This window comes from Streptomyces sp. NBC_01217, from assembly GCF_035994185.1.
Lineage (GTDB): Bacteria > Actinomycetota > Actinomycetes > Streptomycetales > Streptomycetaceae > Streptomyces.
Window position 1 is genome coordinate 5,816,372 of the sequence record NZ_CP108538.1, and the last position, 16,865, is coordinate 5,833,236.

Below are 16,865 nucleotides of genomic sequence, written 5' to 3' on the forward strand. Positions count from 1 at the left end.
CGTACTGCGCGGCTTCGGTGTCCGGCGGGCCCGGCGCACGCGTCTGCGTCGTGCGACCCCCCGTCCGCACGCGCGAAGAGGCGCCCCCACCGCACATGGGGGGCGCCTCTCGCGTTCGTCGTCCCGGAACGATCTCGGGGACGGGACCTACTTCGCCCGGTCGAAGTCGATCGCGCTGTAGGCGCGCAGCTTCGACAGCCGGTGCGTCGAGTCGATCTTCCGGATCGTGCCGGACTTGGACCGCATGACGATCGACTCGGTGGTCGCCGTCTCGCTGCGGTACCGCACGCCGCGCATCAGCTCACCGTCCGTGATGCCGGTCGCGACGAAGAACACGTTGTCGCCGCTGACCAGGTCGTCGGTGGACAGCACCCGGTCCAGGTCGTGCCCGGCGTCCAGCGCGCGCTGCCGCTCGGCCTCGTCCTTCGGCCAGAGCTTGCCCTGGATGACACCGCCGAGGCACTTTATGGCGCAGGCCGAGATGATGCCCTCGGGGGTGCCGCCGATGCCCATCAGCAGGTCGACGCCGGTGCCCTCCCGGGCAGCCATGATCGAGCCGGCCACATCGCCGTCGGTGATGAACTTGATCCGGGCGCCGGTCTCCCGGATCTCCTTGACGATGCCGTCGTGGCGCGGGCGATCGAGCACGACGACGGTGACGTCCTCGGGGGAGGAGTTCTTCGCCTTCGCGACCCGGCGGATGTTCACCGAGACGGGCGCGTTGATGTCGACGAAGTCGGCGGCCTCGGGGCCGGTGACCAGCTTGTCCATGTAGAAGACCGCGGACGGGTCGAACATGGTGCCGCGGTCGGCGGCGGCCAGCACGGCGATCGCGTTCGGCATGCCCTTGGCGTTCAGGGTCGTACCGTCGATCGGGTCCACGGCGATGTCGACCTCGGCGCCGGTACCGTCACCGACGCGCTCGCCGTTGAACAGCATGGGGGCTTCGTCCTTCTCGCCCTCGCCGATGACGACGACGCCGTTCATCGAGACGGTGGAGACGAGGGTCCGCATGGCCTTCACGGCGGCGCCGTCGGCGCCGATCTTGTCGCCGCGGCCGACCCAGCGCCCCGCCGCCATGGCGGCGGCCTCCGTGACGCGGACCAACTCCAGGGCGAGGTTACGGTCGGGGGCCTCCGGAGAGACCTCGAGCTGAGACGGCAGATGATGATGCTCGGACATCGGAGCGCACCTTTCTGTACGGCGACGACCGGAAGAGGGTGCTGTGACTCTATCGCCAGGTCGACAAAATGAGCAGACCGGGTCACGTATGAGCGGGCTGCCCCGGATTCGGGCCGACCGGGCCCAATGCGACGATGGACCCGTGGCTAGCAAGCGAGGCAAGCAGACGGTGCGGGACATGTTCCTGTCGATGGCGGTGATCTCCGCTGCGGCAGGGGTCGTTTACATCTTCGTTCCGCACGACGAGAACGCCAACCCGGTCAAGGCCGTCGACTACCGGGTGGAGCTCCTGACGGCGCGGCGCGCGGCGCCGTATCCGGTGGCCGCCCCGGACGGGCTGGCCAAGGAGTGGAAGCCGACCTCGGTCAGTTACGACCGCAAGGCGGGCGACAGCTGGCACCTGGGGTTCCTGGACCCGGAGGGAAAGTACGTCGCGGTGGAGCAGTCCACGTCCCCGTCGAAGAAGTACGTGACCGAGGTCAGCCAGGACGCCAGGGACACCGGGCGTACGCGGCAGGTCGCGGGCGAGGCCTGGCAGCACTGGAAGGGCGACAAGTACGACGCCCTCGTGCGCCAGGACAAGGGTGCGACCACGGTGGTCACGGGTTCCGCCTCGCCGGACCGGCTGGCGGAGATGGCGGCCGCGCTCAAGTCGTCCTGAGCCGTCGGGCGCGATGTGCACGCAAGGCCCTGGAGCGGCGTTTGCTGCTCCAGGGCCTTCTGCGTGCGTGCGGCGACGATCAGACGGTCGTGATGACCTCGTCGTAGGCGAGGCGCGGCAGGCGGGGGAACCAGGCGTCCTCGCCCGGCTTGCCGATGTTGACGACCATCAGCACCTTGTGGTCGCCGTCCAGGAACTCCTTCTCGATGCCCGCGGCGTCGTAGCCGGTCATCGGGCCCGCGGCGAGGCCGGCGGCGCGGACGCCGATGATGAAGTACGCGGCCTGCAGTGCACCGTTGAGCGTGGCGGACGACTCGCGGGCCGGGCGCTCGGAGAAGACCACGTCCTTGGCCTGCGGGAAGACCGGGAACAGGGCCGGGAGCTCCTCGTGGAACTCGTTGTCGGCGACCAGGATGGCGACCAGCGGGGCGGTCGAGGTCTTGGGCTGGTTGCCCTCGGACATGTGCTTGACGAGGCGCGCCCGGGCGTCGTCGGAGCGGACGAGGACGACACGCAGCGGCGACTGGTTGAACGCGGTGGGGCCGTACTTGACCAGGTCGTAGATCGCCTGGACCTGCTCATCGGTCACCGGCTCGTCGGTGAAGGTGTTGGCGGTGCGGGCCTCACGGAAGAGGAGATCCTGGGCGGCGGGGTCAAGAGCGAGGGACATCGTGCGTTCTGCCTTTCGGACGTGCATGGGGGGATCGAGCAACGCCGCCACGCTACGAGAGAGGTAGGTTAACTTTCAACTAAAACTGCAGCGGAGTGATCCGTTTCACAGCGTGGGCCGTCTCAGCCGTTGTCGGCCGTCGTGGCGCCGCCGCTCTCCTGAGGGGCGGACGACTGGGGAGCGGCAGGCCCCGCCAGAGCCGCGTCCAGGCGGGCGCGTGCGCCCTCCAGCCAGTGCCGGCAGACCTTCGCCAGCTCCTCGCCCCGCTCCCACAGCGCGAGGGACTCCTCCAGCGTCGTACCGCCCGCCTCCAGGCGGCGCACCACCTCGATCAGCTCGTCACGGGCCTGCTCGTATCCGAGCGTGCCCGCGGCGCCAGCCGTCGTGGTCCCGTCGTCCGTCATGCGCCCCACCCTACGTTCCGGCCCACCAGGAGCCTTTCTGCCTCGTACCGAACCTTCGCCCGCCTGCTCGCTCGCCCGCGCATGCTCATTCGCTCACCCGCACCGCGAACTCGCCCCCCGAGACCCGCGCCCGCAGTACATCGCCAGGCGCCCCCGCGTCCGCGGGAGCCCGCACCACATGGCCGTCCGCCCGTTGCAGCACCGCATATCCGCGCTCCAGCGTCGCCGCGGGCGACAGGGCGACCACCCGTGCCCGGGTATGGGCGAGCTCCGAATCCGCCCGGTCCAGCAGATGCCCCAGCACCCGGCGGCCCCGCCCGGCCAGCGCATCGATCTCCGCAGCCCGCTCGTCCACCATCCGCCCGGGATGCTCCATCGAAGGGCGGCCCAGCGCATGCGCCAGCCCCCGCTCCTCCCGGTCCAGCAGCCCCCGTACCGTCCGCAGCGCACGGTCCCGCAGCTGCTGCACCCGGTCCAGCTCCTCGCCCACATCGGGCACGATCTTCTTCGCCGCGTCCGTCGGCGTGGAGGCCCGCAGATCCGCGACCAGGTCGAGCAGCGGGGAGTCCGGCTCATGGCCGATCGCCGACACCACCGGCGTACGGCACGCGGCGACCGTACGGATCAGCTGCTCGTCCGAGAACGGCAGCAGGTCCTCCACGCTGCCGCCGCCCCGCGCCACGACGATCACGTCGACGTCCGGCAGGTCGTCCAGCTCCTTCACCGCCTGGACGACCTGATTCACCGCGTGCACCCCCTGCACCGCCGTGTTGCGCACCTCGAACCGCACTGCCGGCCACCGCCGCCGCGCGTTCTCCAGGACGTCGCGCTCGGCGGCCGATGCCCGGCCGCAGACCAGCCCGATCAGCTGCGGCAGGAAAGGCAGCGGCTTCTTGCGGTCGAGCGCGAAGAGCCCCTCCGAGGCCAGCGACTTCTTGAGCTGCTCAAGGCGGACCAGCAGCTCACCGATGCCGACCGGCCGTATCTCCGTGGCCCGCAGGGACAGCTGTCCCCGGGGCGTGTACCACTCGGGCTTGGCGAGGACGACGACCCGCGCCCCCTCGGTCACCACATCCGCGATCCGGTCGAAGACCTGCCGGAAGCACGTCACGCTCACCGAGATGTCCTGCGAGGGGTCGCGCAGGGTCAGAAACACCACGCCGGCGCCCGGCCGCCGCGACAGCTGGGTGATCTGCCCCTCGACCCAGACGGCACCGAGCCGGTCGATCCACCCGCCGATGAGCCGCGACACATCACCGACGGGCAGCGGAGCTTCGGGCGACGTCTGGAGAGCCATGCTAGCGAGCGTATCCGCCCCCACCGACAATCAGCCGACGGCTACAGCGGCCACTCCCACTCGCCCCGGGGACCGCCCCTCTCCTCAGACCACGCGCTGCCCCCACTGCAACGCGAACACCACCAGCCCCACCCCCAGCCAGCACACCCCCACCACCTGGGCGCTCGCGGTCGCCTCCACGATCACCGCGATCAGCACCCCCGCACCCACCACCGGCACCAGCACATGACGCCACCAGCTCGGCGGCCCCGCCATCCGGCGTACGGCGAACCACCCGACCACCGACGCGTGCAGCAGCACGAACGCCGTCAGCGCACCGACGTCGACAACCGACACCAGATGGTCGAGACCGTCGGCGCGCCGGGCCGCCCACACCGCCGCCACCAGCGTCACCGCCGCGGCCAGCAGGATCGCCGCCCGCGGCACCCCGGACCCCGGGTCCACCCGGGCCAGCAGCGGCGGCAGCCGCCGCTCCCTGGCCATCGCGAACAGCAGCCGCCCCGCGGCCGCCTGCCCGGCCAGCGCCGCGAACGCGGCCCCGATCGCCTTGCTGACCGCCACCAGATCGTGCAGCCAGGTCCCGACCGCGGAGTCCACCGTGTCGTAGAACGCCGACCCCTGCGCGGCCGGATCGGCCGCCAGCTCGGCGGACGTCATCGGCTCCAGCAGCGCTGCCAGATACCCCTGCGCCACGAAGAGCACACCCGCGAGCACCAGACAGAACAGCAACGCCCGCGCCACCTTCGACGAACCCCCCGTCACCTCCTCCGCGAACGAGGCGATCGCGTCGAAGCCCAGATACGACAGCACGGCCACCGACACCGCCCCCAGCACCGCCGGCACGGAGAAGCCGGAGTCGCCGGTGAGCGGCGTCAGCCAGCCGCGCTGCGCCCCGCCCCGTACGAGAACCACCACTGCCGACACCAGGAACACCACCAACACCACGGTCTCCATCGCGAGCACCGCGAAGCCGACCCGGGCGGCGGCCCGTACGCCCCGGAGATTGAGCAGCGTGGTGACGACGACCGCGAGCGCCGTCCACACCCACCGCGAAACCGACGGCACGAGTGCGTTGAGCGCGATACCGGAGAAGAGATAGGCGACGGCGGGGATCAGCAGATAGTCGAGCATCGCCATCCACCCGGCGATGAACCCCGGCCCTTCCCCGAGCCCCTTGCGGGCGTACGCGAAGACCGAGCCGGCCAGCGGGGCGACCCGCACCATCTGGGCGTAGCTGAAGGCCGTGAACGCCATCACGACGGTCGCCGCGACATAGACCAGCGCGACCGCACCGTCCGATTTCGCATCGAGAGTGCCGAACACACCGACGGGCGCCATCGGGGCGATGAAGAGGAGCCCGTAGACCACCAGATCCCGAAAGCCGAGCGTCCGCCTCAGCCGCCCGCCCTCCGGATGCGCCTCCTCGGCCTCCTCCGCCCCTGTGGCTCCACCTCCTCCGCCGATGCTGCCGCCGGTCCCCGCCATGCGCCCTCCGCCGATCCGATCGCTTACGCAATCGCGTACGCATCAGTCTCGTGACCCCGCGGATCTTCCGCGCGTTCGGCTCGGCCTTACGATGGGGCGCATGACTGCTACGACACCCCGCCGCGTCCTGCTCGCCGCTCCCCGTGGCTACTGCGCGGGCGTGGACCGTGCCGTGATCGCTGTGGAGAAAGCCCTGGAGCAGTACGGCTCCCCGGTGTACGTGCGCCACGAGATCGTCCACAACAAGTACGTCGTACAGACCCTGGAGAAGAAGGGCGCGATCTTCGTCGAGGGCACGGCGGAGGTCCCCGAGGGCTCGATCGTGATGTTCTCCGCGCACGGCGTCGCACCGACCGTGCACGAGGAGGCGGCCGGGCGGAAACTCGCCACGATCGATGCGACCTGCCCCCTGGTCACCAAGGTCCACAAGGAAGCCGTCCGCTTCGCGCAGGACGACTTCGACATCCTCCTGATCGGCCACGAGGGCCACGAGGAGGTCATCGGCACCTCCGGCGAGGCCCCCGAGCACATCACGCTGGTCGACGGCCCCGAGGACGTCGCCGGTGTCGAGGTGCGCGACCCGTCGAAGGTCGTCTGGCTCTCCCAGACCACGCTCTCCGTCGACGAGACGATGGAGACGGTCGGCGCGCTCAAGGAGAAGTTCCCGCTCCTGATCTCGCCGCCCAGCGACGACATCTGCTACGCCACGCAGAACCGCCAGATCGCCGTGAAGCAGATGGGCGCGGACGCCGACCTCGTGATCGTCGTCGGCTCCAAGAACTCCTCCAACTCGGTCCGCCTGGTCGAGGTCGCCCTCGGCGCCGGGGCGAACGACGCCCATCTGGTCGATTTCGCCGACGAGATCGACGAGGCCTGGCTGGAGGGCGTCAGCACGGTCGGCGTCACCTCGGGCGCGTCCGTTCCCGAGGTGCTGGTCGACGGCGTTCTGGCCTGGCTCTCGGAGCGGGGATTCGAGGACGTGGAGATCGTGAAGGCGGCCGAGGAGTCCATCACGTTCTCGCTGCCCAAGGAACTCCGCCGTGACCTGCGCGCCGAGGCCGCCGCACTCCTGGAGAAGTGACGGCCCGGCGCCGCGTGCTTCCCGCCCCGGGAAGTGAGCCGGGCCGCCTGCCCGTACCGTGGATTGCATGCAGATCTTCGGCGTGGACATCGGCGGATCAGGGATCAAGGGCGCTCCCGTGGACCTGGATCGCGGAGACCTGGCGCAGGAGCGCCACAAAGTACTGACACCGCACCCGGCCACGCCCAAGGACGTGGCCGACTGCGTGGCCGAGGTGGTCGGTCATTTCGACTGGTCGGGCCCGGTGGGCATCACCTTCCCGGGCGTCGTCACCAGCGGTTGCACACGTACGGCGGCCAATGTCGACAAGGCCTGGATCGACATGGACGCCCGCGGGCTGCTCGGCGACAGACTCGGCCTGCCGGTCACCCTCCTCAATGACGCCGACGCGGCCGGCATCGCGGAGATGTCGTTCGGTGCGGGCCGCGGCCGCAACGGGACGGTGATCGTCCTGACGTTCGGTACGGGGATCGGCAGCGCGCTGTTCATCGACGGCAAGCTCGTCCCCAACACCGAACTGGGTCATCTGGAGCTGAACGGCAACGACGCGGAGAAGCACGCCTCCACCAAGGCCAAGGAGGACGAGGAACTCAGCTGGCACCACTGGGCGCACCGGGTGCAGAAGTACCTGACCCATGTGGAGATGCTGTTCTCGCCGGAGCTCTTCATCATCGGCGGCGGGGTCAGCCGCAAGGCCGACAAGTTCCTGCCGCTGATCGAGCACGTACGGGCCGAGATGGTGCCTGCGGAGCTGCAGAACAACGCGGGCATCGTGGGAGCGGCCATGGCGGCGACGACGGCAATGTCGTCGGCGAACAAGGCGTAGCCCCGCCGACGACCTGCCCACCACCCCCTCAGCGCCCCGCCCCTCGCGCCCCCTTTCCGGGTCAGCGCTGGGGGCGGCGGGGTGTCTGTGCGGGCCGCGCCGTCTGCGCGGCGGGCGGCAGCATCCGACGCTGGCGTTGCCGCTGCCGCATCAGCCGTACCTTCCGTACGCTCGCGATGAGCCCGGCGATGAGCGTGCCGCCGTACAGCCACCCGGCGTGTACGGCGAGTGCGGTGACGACGGCCATGGTCTGGCCGCCGAAGCCGCCCGTGCCGCCGGAGATCGGGATGACCCCGACGGCGAACGCGATCGGCACGATGATCGGCGCGGTGACCAGGTCCGCGGGCCGCACCCACAGCGCGGTCAGCGCGCTGACCGGCAGGAACAGCACCCCGAAGACGGTCGACGAACCGTCGAGGATCAGCTCGTCGAGGCACGCCAGTACGAACATGGAGGCGGCGGCGAAGAGCCCCGCACCGATGCCGGTCAGCCGGGGATTGGGCAGCCTGCGCAGCGCGAGAACAGCGGGCGGCACCGGCCGGGACCGGCCCTCCGGCTTCGCGTCCATCACCCGATAGACGGTGGCGGCTTCGTCGATGGTGCCCTGCGGGGTGCCCTGAGGGGACAGCGGGGCCTGCCGAGACTGCCTGCGCTGCGGGGGACGTGTCCTGTGCTGCTCCACCGGGACAACGTAGGTTGCCGGGTGGGAGGAAACAGGTGCGGGACACGCGCTTTGGGTGACCTTGGCGATGAGTTCGATGCCACACGGGCGAACGGGAACCGAATCGACGCCCGGCCGGACTCGTGGCTACCCGCTTGCCCCCGCCCGTAAACTGGAGAATCGGCCCACCCGGCCCAAGGCATTTTCTCCACACTCCTCACTCCTCACTCCTCAGGAAGTCGCCAACGTGTCGCTCACGATCGGAATCGTCGGCCTGCCGAATGTCGGCAAGTCGACCCTGTTCAACGCCCTGACCAAGAACGACGTGCTGGCGGCCAACTACCCGTTCGCCACGATCGAGCCGAACGTGGGCGTCGTGGGCGTCCCGGACGCCCGCCTGAACAAGCTGGCCGAGATCTTCGGCTCGCAGCGCCTGCTCCCGGCCACCGTCGACTTCGTCGACATCGCGGGCATCGTCCGAGGCGCTTCGGAGGGTGAGGGCCTGGGCAACAAGTTCCTCGCGAACATCCGCGAGTCCGATGCGATCTGCCAGGTCATCCGCGCCTTCAAGGACGAGAACGTCGTCCACGTCGACGGCAAGGTCTCGCCGAAGGACGACATCGAGACGATCAACACCGAGCTGATCCTCGCGGACCTCCAGTCCGTCGAGAAGGCCCTCCCGCGCCTCACGAAGGAGTCCCGCCTCCAGAAGGACAAGGTCGCGGTCCTCGCCGCGGTCGAGGAGGCCCAGAAGATCCTGGAAGCCGGCCAGACCCTCTTCGCCGCAGGCATCACCGCAGGCACGGAGAAGGGCAAGCTCCTCCACGAGCTGCACCTTCTCACCACCAAGCCCTTCCTCTACGTCTTCAACGTCGACGAGGACGAACTGGTCGACGAGGACTTCAAGAACGAGCAGCGCGCCCTGGTCGCGCCCGCCGAGGCGATCTTCCTCAACGCCAAGATCGAGTCCGAGCTGATCGAACTCGAGGACGACGAGGCCCTCGAACTCCTCCAGTCCATGGGCCAGGAAGAACCCGGCCTCGCCACCCTCGGCCGCGTCGGCTTCGACACCCTGGGCCTCCAGACCTACCTCACCGCAGGCCCGAAGGAAGCCCGAGCCTGGACGATCAAGAAGGGCGCCACGGCCCCCGAGGCGGCCGGTGTGATCCACACCGACTTCCAGAAGGGCTTCATCAAGGCGGAGATCATCTCCTTCGAGGACCTGGTCGAAACAGGCTCGGTCATCGAGGCCCGCGCCAAGGGCAAGGCCCGCATGGAGGGCAAGGAGTACGTGATGCAGGACGGCGACGTGGTGGAGTTCCGCTTCAACGTGTGAGCGCGTCGTCAGAGGTGGCCTGACCTGCAGTGATGCAGGTCGGGCCACACGGCTGTCCGTAACAGTCCGCACAACCTCGGTACCGCACTCGCGGGCCCGGAGCGCGTCCGTGGTCCTCTTCGACAAGCGCCAGCGCCAAGTCGATGCCGGCCGTCATACCCGCCGAGGTGTATGTGGCGCCGTCACGGACGGGGTTCGCGTCGGGATCGACGTGACTCGAGCCCGTGCGCGGCCTTCCAGCGCGTGGTCGCACGTTTACCGTTCAGGAGCCCGGCGGCTGCGAGGACGAACGCCCCGTTGATGGACACCATCCTGCCCACACCGAGTGCCAGAGTGGATACGGCCTCGATGACGCCACGTGCGCGACGGGATCACGGGGCTAGAGGTCCGTGCCGGACACCATGAGCGTGTGGGCGGCGGCCGAGGTTGCGGCGTTGTCGACCCCGATCCTGATTTCGAGGGAAGAGATGACGTACGCTCCGGTCGGCGAAAGCAGCACCATGCGGTAGTCGGCGCCGAACCTGTTCGCCTCCGCGAACAGCAAGCGATCCCGCCATGTCCGAGTTGCCGCGCTTCCGCCGCATAGAGCAGACGGCACTGCCGCTCGTTGAGATGCGGAGTCACCGCCTCGAACTTCGCACGCATCGGACTGATCAACTCATCGAAACGGCCCCTATGACATCAACGAACCCAAGTACCGTAAGTAACCCATAAATTCGCGACGCCTCCGTGGTGGGCGGCCGAACACGGGCACCTGTTGCCGCCCGCGACAGCGGTCCGGAACGGATACCCCGTTGGGGTCTGGGCCCAAAACCAGCGGACGGCCGGTCGCCTGGCGGCCGAGATCAACGAGTGCCGGGAGGCGGGGCTGCCGGTCGGCTCCATCGCAGGCGTGCTGTCCGAACAGCGCCGCGACGCCCTCGATGACATCGACCCCTCGTGGTGGCCGCCGTGGGACGTCGGCTGGCAGCGCTGCTACCGGCTCTGCCACGACCTGTTCGAAGCCGGCGCCCCGCTGCTCAGCCGGCCCGGCGAGATGACGGTCCAGGGCGAGGACCTGGGCAAGTGGGTCCGGGCGCAGCGCCTGAACTGGGACACCCTGCTCCCCGCGCAGGCCTGGGTGCTGGGGAACAGGCTCGACCTCAGCCCCGCAGCGCCCGAGGAAAAGCCGCAGGCGTCCCGTACACGGGCCGACAAGTGGGCGGCGAACATTCGGGGGGCCGCCCGGCAGTTCCACGCCCGTGAGGAAGCCTCCAGGTGCCCAGGAAGCACGTCGAGGAAGTGGACGGCGTGCCATGCAAGTTGGGCATGTTCGTGGACAACGCTCGCCGCAGAGTCGACAAGCTGTCGCCGGAGCGGCACTCCACTGGCGTCAGACGGGGTTGGAGGAAGTGTCCTCGGCGAAGACGGACAAGGCGACCTGGTACGTCTCGAAGGCGCGGGCCGCTCCTGCGTAGACGGCGAGGTGGATGAAGAGGTCAACGATCTCGTCTTGAGTGACGCCGCTGTTGAGCGCGATGCGCAGCTGCCCGCGCAGCGGTTCGAACGCGCCCAGTGTCGCGGCGATGGCGACGGAGACCAGGGATCGGTCGTGCGTCGACAGTGCGGTACGGGTCCATGAGTCCCCGAACGCATGCACCGTCGCGACCTTGCGGAAGTCGGCTCCGGAGGCCGGTTCGCCGGGGCTCATCGGGAGTTCCAGGCGCTGACCCAAGAGTTCACTTGCGGTGTTTAGCGCCTGCTCGTAGACGTTGTCCGTGCCCATCTCTACTCCTTGTTGGTTGGTCGTACGGGGTTGTGAGCCGGCGGTCCGGACCACCACGCACCGTTCAGAGCTCAGTTGCGGGTCAGGGTGGTTCCCCACTCGTTGCGGGTTGCTGCTTCGTGGGGGTGGCGGGAAGGCTGTTCGTCGCACCAGGCTGTTTTCCACGCTCGCACCGTGTGCAATCGATCTGCTCGGTCGGGGGAACCGTCCGGGCTACAGGGCGTGGATCGAATGTCCCGTCCGGACTGCGACGGCGGGGCTCCCTCATGGTCTTCGAGCGGGGCCCCTGGGTGGTGGGCGGATCGGGGAGCAATGCGGGACGGGCCCTTCGTTCTCCGGCAGCCCGTCCCGCTGGGGTGTGACTACCGGGTGCGGGTGATCGACTTGTGCTCGACGTAGCCGGTCAGACCGACCTTGCCGTACTCGCGGCCGAGGCCGCTGGCCTTGTAGCCGCCGAAGGGGCCGTCGAAGCTGATCGGTGATCCGTTCAGCGTGACTGTGCCGGTGCGCAGCCGTCGGGCGGTGGCCAGGGCGCGGTCGGGATCCGAGGTCCAGATACCGCCGGACAGGCCGTACTCGGAGTCGTTGGCGATGCGGACGGCATCGTCATCGTCGTCGTAGGCGATGACGACCAGAACCGGGCCGAAAATCTCCTCCTGCGCGATGCGCATGCTGTTGTCGACGTCGGCGAACACGGTGGGGGTGACGTAGTTGCCCTTCTCCAGGCCTTCGGGGACGTGCGGGCCGCCGGTCACCAGACGCGCGCCGTCCTCGATACCGATGTTGATGTAGTCGATGACGCGCTGCTGCTGGTCACGGCGGATCATCGGGCCGATGAAGGTGTCGGGGGCGGAGGGGTCGCCGACCTTCAGTGACTCGACCATCTCCTTCACCGCGGTCACGACCTCCTCGTAACGGCTGCGGGGGGCCAGGATGCGGGTCTGCAGGATGCACGCCTCACCGTTGTTGCCCAGGGAGCCGAACCGCAGACCTTGCATTGCGGCCGTAAGGTCCGCGTCGTCCAGGATCAGCGAGGCGGACTTGCCGCCCAGCTCCAGGCCCACCCGCTTCAGCTGCTCGCCGGCGATGGAGGCGATACGGCGGCCGACCCGCGTCGAACCGGTGAAGGAGATCTTGTCCACCCCGGCATGCGAGACGAGGTACTCGCTGGTCTGACGGTCTGCCGGAAGGACGCTGAGCACGCCCTCGGGCAGGCCGGCCTCATGCCAGAGGTCCGCCAGCAGGGCCATGCTCAGCGAGTTCTCCGGGGAGACCTTCAGCACGACGGTGTTACCGGCCAACAGGGCCGGGACCAGCTTGGCGGTGGCGGCGGAAAACGGCGAGTTCCACGGTATGACCGCCGCGACCACACCGATTGCCTCACGGCGCACGATGGTGTCGAAGGTCACCGACGGGTCGGACGGCGCGACGACCTCTTCCCAGCCGAACTCTTCGGCCGCTTTGAGGTAGGCGTTGACCTGGCGGGTCAGAAAGGGCTGGCCGACCTTGGTGAACCAGCCGGCGGAACCGTTCTCCGCTGAGATCGCCGCGGCAATCTCGTCGGCGCGGGCGGTACGCAGCGCGTCGTAACGACGCACGACTTCCTGACGTTCTGTCGGCGTGGTGTGTGGCCACGGACCGTGGTCGAAGGCGGCGCGGGCCGCGGTGACGGCCTTGTCCACGTCGGCCGGCGCGGCCTGCGCCACGCGGCCGAGCACTGACTGGTCGTGCGGGGAGAGGATGTCGAGCGTCAGCTCCGGAGCGCTGGGAGAAACCCAGGAACCACCGATGTACAGATTGTCGCGCACAGTCATGTCTGTCATTCCTTCAAGTGCATTGGCGGATAAGGAAGAAGGAGGGAGATGTGGGGCGCGCATCGCCGGTGCGCACCCCGATCGGTGCTGCGCCGGCGGACGAGCTGCGGGTGCGGTCGGGGCTACGTTGCCGTCGGTCGTGGTCGCACGCTCTGGGGCGTGCGCCCGGCAGCGCGCAGAAGTTCGTTGTGGTGATGTCGCCGGCAGTCGGGCAGGGGCGGACGCGGCCCGGGCGGCCGGCCCGCAGAGCGCTCCCGGTCAGCCCTTTTCGGGTGGGCGGACCATCTGGGCGACCGCGGAGTCGGCGAAATCGCCGAGTCCGTCGCGGTCGGTGGACATGCTGAGCTCACGCCACTGCGCGTCCTCCACAGCGCGTGCCCGGGCGATCTGCGGGGCGAGCCAGGCCGCGTCGGAGCCCAGAAGAAGCCGCGTCGGCGGGGCCGGCTCCTCGGTGAGGCGCAGGATCACGGCGGCCATCTTGGCCGGGTCACCACGCTGCACGTCGGGGTTGTTGTCGTAGGTTCGGGCGAAGGCGCCGACTGTTTCTTCGTACTCGTCGTGGATGTCCGGTACCGGTATCGGGGCGGCCGCCCAGGGGGTGCGGATGCCGCCCGGCTCCACCAGCGTGACGCGGATCCCGATGGGGCCGACCTCACGCGCGAGGATCTCGGTGAACCCGCCCAGCGCCCACTTCGACGACTGGTAGGCGCCCAGACCGGGCTGGTTGCGCCGGCCTCCGATGGTGGAGAGGTTGATGATGCTGCCCGAACGACGCGGGCGCATCACCGGAAGCACGGCACGCACCGTGTTGACCGCGCCGAAAAAATTGACGTTCACATCGCGGTGGAACTCGTCCTCGGACGTGTCCTCGATCGAGCCGATGCTTCGGACGCCGGCGCTGTTCACGAGCACGTCGACGGCTCCGAACTCGGCGACCGCGTGGGCGACCGCGTCACGCGCGGAGGCCGGGTCGGTCACGTCCAGGGCGCGTACGCGCAGCCGGTCACGGTGCTCGTGGGGGACGGGCACCGTGTCGGGTGCCAGGTCGGTCGCCACGACGTTGTGGCCGGCGGCGAGCGCCGCCGCGACGACACGGCCGCCCAAGCCCCCGGCGGCACCGGCTATCAGAAAGGTCTTGGTCATTGTTTCTCGTCCCTACTGGGAATCGGTGGCCTACCCGGCGGAGCGGGGCAGTCGGTTGGCGCGGGAGGTCCGGGCTACGGTCGGCCCGGGGATCCGGTGCTTCGATCACCCCGCCGCCGCGCCCGCACGGTGCCGTCAGGTGGTGGGGTAGTCCGTGGAACGGCTGACCTCGGCCCACTTTTTGGCCTCGTCCAGACGGCCTTCCTCCGAGCTGATCGCGATCCCCAGGGCATCGCTGCCGAGCAGCAGCCGGCGCGGGGGCTCCTCGGCATTCACGGCGCCGATGATCGCGCGGGCCATGCGGTCCGGGTCGCCGGGCTCGTTGCCGGCGTAGTCCGCGAACCGGGCCAGCCACAGGCCCACGGTCTCCTCGTAGTCGGGGGTTATGGGACCGGAAGGCTCCGCCGCACCCGCGGCCCAGCCGGTGCGGATGCCGCCCGGCTCGACGATGGTGACCTTGACACCGAACGGTGCCACCTCGTTCGCCAATGCCTCGGAGAACCCCTCGACGGCGAACTTCGCGGTCTGGTAGGCGCTCAGGCCCGGCGTACCACCCACACGTCCGCCGATTGAGGAGATCTGCACGATGTGCCCGGACCGCTGGCGGCGCATGACAGGAAGGACCGCCCGGGTCATGTTGACCACGCCGTACAGATTGGTATCGATCTGCGCGCGGAACTCATCCTCGGGGAAGTCCTCGATCGAGCCGCTGGTGGCGTAACCGGCGTTGTTGACGACTACGTCAACCGATCCGAACCGCTCCACCGCCGCGGCCACGACGTCCCGGGACTGGGAAGAGGATGTGACGTCCAGCGCCACCGCCTCCAGTTGGTCCGGGTGCTCGGTCCTCAGGGAAGCCAGCGCCTCTGGCCTGCGGGAAGTCACCACAACGTTGTCGCCGGCCTCCAGGGCCGCGAGCACCAGAGCCTTACCCAGGCCCTGCGAGCCCCCCGTGATCAGCCAAGTCCGTGCCATGACGCGTGCCTCGTTTCGTCACTTGTTCACCACCCCGAACGGGACAGCAACTCCACTGTAGACGAAATCGCCTTAATTACAACAAGAATGATGCAGTAATTAGTAGTATTGCATCTCACAATGGGATGCTCGACATCTAAGTGGAGCTCCTGAGTAGAATGGCGGAATCATGAGAGCTGACGCCGCGCGTAATCTGACTGCCGTCCTCCATGCCGGAGCTCAGCTCCTGGCCGAGGACCCTGGTACTTCCATGGCGGCCATCGCCAGTGCCGCGGGGGTGGACCGGACCACCGTCCACCGCCGTTTCGCAAACCGTGAAGTCCTGCTCAGCGCCGTTTTCCAGGCCAAGCTCGACTCCGCCGAACGCGTTCTGGACGAAGCCCGTCTGGTGGAGGCCCCCCTGCCGGTCGCCCTCCACCGCTACCTGGAGGGGATCATCCCCGTCAGCCGCGAATGGCCGGTCGACACGCGCCTCATGATGCAGAAAGACCCCGCCGCCCGGGTCCGCCGACAGGAGCAGAGTGCGCGCCTCGACGCCTTCATCCGCCGCGCGTTGGACGAGGGCTACCTGCGCGCCGACGTTGACGCGGCGTGGGCGCGGACGATCCTGGACGAACTCGTCGACACTGTCGCCCACCGGTTCCCCGACCTGGAACCTCCTCAGGCCGCCGATCTTGTCGCCGCCACCCTCCTGAACGGCCTCGGCACGACCTGACACCTCACCCACCGCGGAACAGGGCGAGCGCCGAACACGCGACACCGCTACCCGGCCGACCTGATGCGATCCTGGCCTGCGATCACGCCGTGTCCTCTGCGTCGGTCTTGCCCTCGCCGCGGTAGCCCTTGGGGCCTCAAGGAGCTGACCGACTCCGAAGGCACCGTCCACCGCGCCAAGACGGTGATCGTCGCCACCGGCTCCGGCTACCGCAAGCTCGGACTGCCGGGTGAGGAGGATCTGTCGGGGCGCGGGGTGTCTTGGTGCGCGACGTGCGACGGCTTCTTCTTCCGTGACCGGGACATCGTCGTGGTCGGCGGCGGGGACACCGCCATGGAAGAAGCGACCTTCCTGACCCGCTTCGCCCGCTCGGTGACGATCGTGCACCGCCGCAGCCGCCTGCGAGCCTCGCAGGTGATGCAGAGCCGCGCATTCGCCGACGACAAGATCTCCTTCGCCTTCGACCGTGAGATCGCCGAACTCCACGAGAGCAGCGGCATGCTCGCCGGAGTGACGCTGCGCGATGTCTTCACCGAGGAGATCCGCCGCCTGGACGTGACCGGGCTGTTCATCGCGATCGGGCACGACCCCCGCACTGAGCTCTTCGCCGACCAGCTCGACCTCGACTCAGAGGGTTACATCACCGTCCAAGCCCCCACCACCCGCACCGGCATCCCCGGGGTGTTCGCCGTCGGTGACGTCGTCGACCACTCCTACCGCCAAGCCATCACCGCGGCCGGCACCGGCTGCGCCGCCGCCATGGACGCCGAGCGCTACCTCGCCGGCATCGGCGACGCGTCTGCGGCCAGCGAGCCGGCCCAGGCAATGGCCTGACCCGAGGACTCACGGA

General features: G+C 69.1%; 15 protein-coding genes and 3 pseudogenes. 7 read left to right on the forward strand and 11 right to left on the reverse strand.

Annotated elements, in window-relative coordinates; genetic code table 11:
* Window positions 1-147: 147 nt before the first annotated feature.
* Window positions 148-1,182 carry a class II fructose-bisphosphatase gene (glpX, locus tag OG507_RS26165; protein WP_327369614.1) on the reverse strand — a complete coding sequence of 345 codons (1,035 nt, stop codon included), beginning with the start codon at window positions 1,180-1,182 and terminating at the stop codon, window positions 148-150.
* A gap of 142 nt (window positions 1,183-1,324) precedes the next feature.
* Here glpX and OG507_RS26170 point away from each other — a divergent pair, with 142 nt between their 5' ends.
* Window positions 1,325-1,843: a DUF4245 domain-containing protein gene (locus OG507_RS26170; protein WP_327369615.1), complete on the forward strand. Its 519-nt coding sequence runs from the start codon at window positions 1,325-1,327 to the stop codon at window positions 1,841-1,843.
* 79 nt (window positions 1,844-1,922) lie between these two features.
* Here the strand turns inward: OG507_RS26170 and OG507_RS26175 are convergent, their stop codons facing one another.
* The 4 genes from OG507_RS26175 to OG507_RS26190 all read right to left on the reverse strand — a co-directional run bounded on the left by OG507_RS26175 (window position 1,923) and on the right by OG507_RS26190 (window position 5,699).
* Window positions 1,923-2,513, reverse strand: a complete 591-nt coding sequence (locus tag OG507_RS26175) for a malonic semialdehyde reductase (protein WP_327369616.1) — start codon at window positions 2,511-2,513, stop codon at window positions 1,923-1,925.
* Between the two features lie 122 nt (window positions 2,514-2,635).
* Entirely contained in the window at window positions 2,636-2,917 is a 282-nt protein-coding gene (locus OG507_RS26180; protein ID WP_327369617.1) for an exodeoxyribonuclease VII small subunit, read from the reverse strand.
* An 85-nt stretch (window positions 2,918-3,002) separates the two neighbouring features.
* Window positions 3,003-4,214: an exodeoxyribonuclease VII large subunit gene (gene xseA, locus OG507_RS26185; protein ID WP_327369618.1), complete on the reverse strand. Its 1,212-nt coding sequence runs from the start codon at window positions 4,212-4,214 to the stop codon at window positions 3,003-3,005.
* Between the two features lie 84 nt (window positions 4,215-4,298).
* The gene (locus OG507_RS26190) at window positions 4,299-5,699 is read right to left on the reverse strand and encodes an APC family permease (RefSeq protein ID WP_327369619.1); all 1,401 of its coding nucleotides are present in this window, start codon (window positions 5,697-5,699) and stop codon (window positions 4,299-4,301) included.
* A 91-nt stretch (window positions 5,700-5,790) separates the two neighbouring features.
* On the opposite strand from OG507_RS26190, the gene OG507_RS26195 reads away from it, so the two are divergent.
* Both OG507_RS26195 and ppgK read left to right on the forward strand, forming a co-directional pair.
* On the forward strand, window positions 5,791-6,780 hold the full coding sequence (locus OG507_RS26195; protein ID WP_327369620.1) for a 4-hydroxy-3-methylbut-2-enyl diphosphate reductase: 990 nt from the start codon (window positions 5,791-5,793) through the stop codon (window positions 6,778-6,780).
* A gap of 67 nt (window positions 6,781-6,847) precedes the next feature.
* Window positions 6,848-7,606 (forward strand): polyphosphate--glucose phosphotransferase, encoded by a 759-nt coding sequence (gene ppgK, locus OG507_RS26200; RefSeq protein ID WP_327369621.1) that lies wholly within the window; start codon window positions 6,848-6,850, stop codon window positions 7,604-7,606.
* A gap of 61 nt (window positions 7,607-7,667) precedes the next feature.
* Here the strand turns inward: ppgK and OG507_RS26205 are convergent, their stop codons facing one another.
* Window positions 7,668-8,174 (reverse strand): DUF6542 domain-containing protein, encoded by a 507-nt coding sequence (locus OG507_RS26205; RefSeq protein WP_327372094.1) that lies wholly within the window; start codon window positions 8,172-8,174, stop codon window positions 7,668-7,670.
* Between the two features lie 340 nt (window positions 8,175-8,514).
* Here OG507_RS26205 and ychF point away from each other — a divergent pair, with 340 nt between their 5' ends.
* Entirely contained in the window at window positions 8,515-9,603 is a 1,089-nt protein-coding gene (gene ychF, locus OG507_RS26210; RefSeq protein WP_327369622.1) for a redox-regulated ATPase YchF, read from the forward strand.
* 103 nt (window positions 9,604-9,706) lie between these two features.
* On the opposite strand, the pseudogene OG507_RS40440 reads toward ychF, so the two are convergent.
* Window positions 9,707-10,147: pseudogene (locus tag OG507_RS40440) on the reverse strand (DJ-1/PfpI family protein); the annotation flags it as partial.
* A 201-nt stretch (window positions 10,148-10,348) separates the two neighbouring features.
* Here OG507_RS40440 and OG507_RS40445 point away from each other — a divergent pair.
* Window positions 10,349-10,525: pseudogene (locus OG507_RS40445) on the forward strand (helicase associated domain-containing protein); the annotation flags it as partial.
* 450 nt (window positions 10,526-10,975) lie between these two features.
* Here OG507_RS40445 and OG507_RS26220 read toward each other — a convergent pair.
* From OG507_RS26220 to OG507_RS26235, 4 genes are all read right to left on the reverse strand, one after another.
* Window positions 10,976-11,368, reverse strand: a complete 393-nt coding sequence (locus tag OG507_RS26220) for a carboxymuconolactone decarboxylase family protein (RefSeq protein ID WP_327369623.1) — start codon at window positions 11,366-11,368, stop codon at window positions 10,976-10,978.
* A gap of 362 nt (window positions 11,369-11,730) precedes the next feature.
* Complete coding sequence (locus OG507_RS26225) at window positions 11,731-13,182, reverse strand: aldehyde dehydrogenase (protein ID WP_327369624.1); 1,452 nt, start codon at window positions 13,180-13,182, stop codon at window positions 11,731-11,733.
* 258 nt (window positions 13,183-13,440) lie between these two features.
* Window positions 13,441-14,325 (reverse strand): SDR family NAD(P)-dependent oxidoreductase, encoded by an 885-nt coding sequence (locus OG507_RS26230; RefSeq protein ID WP_327369625.1) that lies wholly within the window; start codon window positions 14,323-14,325, stop codon window positions 13,441-13,443.
* 135 nt (window positions 14,326-14,460) lie between these two features.
* A complete protein-coding gene (locus OG507_RS26235) occupies window positions 14,461-15,300 on the reverse strand; it encodes an oxidoreductase (protein ID WP_327369626.1) in 840 nt (279 codons plus the stop codon).
* Between the two features lie 169 nt (window positions 15,301-15,469).
* Between OG507_RS26235 and OG507_RS26240 the strand changes: the two genes are divergently transcribed.
* Both OG507_RS26240 and OG507_RS26245 read left to right on the forward strand, forming a co-directional pair.
* Window positions 15,470-16,015 carry a TetR/AcrR family transcriptional regulator gene (locus OG507_RS26240; protein WP_327369627.1) on the forward strand — a complete coding sequence of 182 codons (546 nt, stop codon included), beginning with the start codon at window positions 15,470-15,472 and terminating at the stop codon, window positions 16,013-16,015.
* Window positions 16,016-16,150: 135 nt separating this feature from the next.
* Window positions 16,151-16,849: pseudogene (locus OG507_RS26245) on the forward strand (NAD(P)/FAD-dependent oxidoreductase); the annotation flags it as partial.
* Between the last annotated feature and the right edge of the window lie 16 nt (window positions 16,850-16,865).

What these genes read in the sequence shown, in the direction of transcription:
- glpX (WP_327369614.1), bottom strand. Translation starts at nt 1,182, where the DNA reads ATGTCCGAGCATCATCATCTGCCGTCTCAGCTCGAGGTCTCTCCGGAG.
- OG507_RS26175 (WP_327369616.1), bottom strand. Translation starts at nt 2,513, where the DNA reads ATGTCCCTCGCTCTTGACCCCGCCGCCCAGGATCTCCTCTTCCGTGAG.
- OG507_RS26180 (WP_327369617.1), bottom strand. Translation starts at nt 2,917, where the DNA reads ATGACGGACGACGGGACCACGACGGCTGGCGCCGCGGGCACGCTCGGA.
- xseA (WP_327369618.1), bottom strand. Translation starts at nt 4,214, where the DNA reads ATGGCTCTCCAGACGTCGCCCGAAGCTCCGCTGCCCGTCGGTGATGTG.
- OG507_RS26190 (WP_327369619.1), bottom strand. Translation starts at nt 5,699, where the DNA reads ATGGCGGGGACCGGCGGCAGCATCGGCGGAGGAGGTGGAGCCACAGGG.
- OG507_RS26195 (WP_327369620.1), top strand. Translation starts at nt 5,791, where the DNA reads ATGGGGCGCATGACTGCTACGACACCCCGCCGCGTCCTGCTCGCCGCT.
- ppgK (WP_327369621.1), top strand. Translation starts at nt 6,848, where the DNA reads ATGCAGATCTTCGGCGTGGACATCGGCGGATCAGGGATCAAGGGCGCT.
- OG507_RS26205 (WP_327372094.1), bottom strand. Translation starts at nt 8,174, where the DNA reads ATGGACGCGAAGCCGGAGGGCCGGTCCCGGCCGGTGCCGCCCGCTGTT.
- OG507_RS26220 (WP_327369623.1), bottom strand. Translation starts at nt 11,368, where the DNA reads ATGGGCACGGACAACGTCTACGAGCAGGCGCTAAACACCGCAAGTGAA.
- OG507_RS26225 (WP_327369624.1), bottom strand. Translation starts at nt 13,182, where the DNA reads ATGACTGTGCGCGACAATCTGTACATCGGTGGTTCCTGGGTTTCTCCC.
- OG507_RS26230 (WP_327369625.1), bottom strand. Translation starts at nt 14,325, where the DNA reads ATGACCAAGACCTTTCTGATAGCCGGTGCCGCCGGGGGCTTGGGCGGC.
- OG507_RS26235 (WP_327369626.1), bottom strand. Translation starts at nt 15,300, where the DNA reads ATGGCACGGACTTGGCTGATCACGGGGGGCTCGCAGGGCCTGGGTAAG.
- OG507_RS26240 (WP_327369627.1), top strand. Translation starts at nt 15,470, where the DNA reads ATGAGAGCTGACGCCGCGCGTAATCTGACTGCCGTCCTCCATGCCGGA.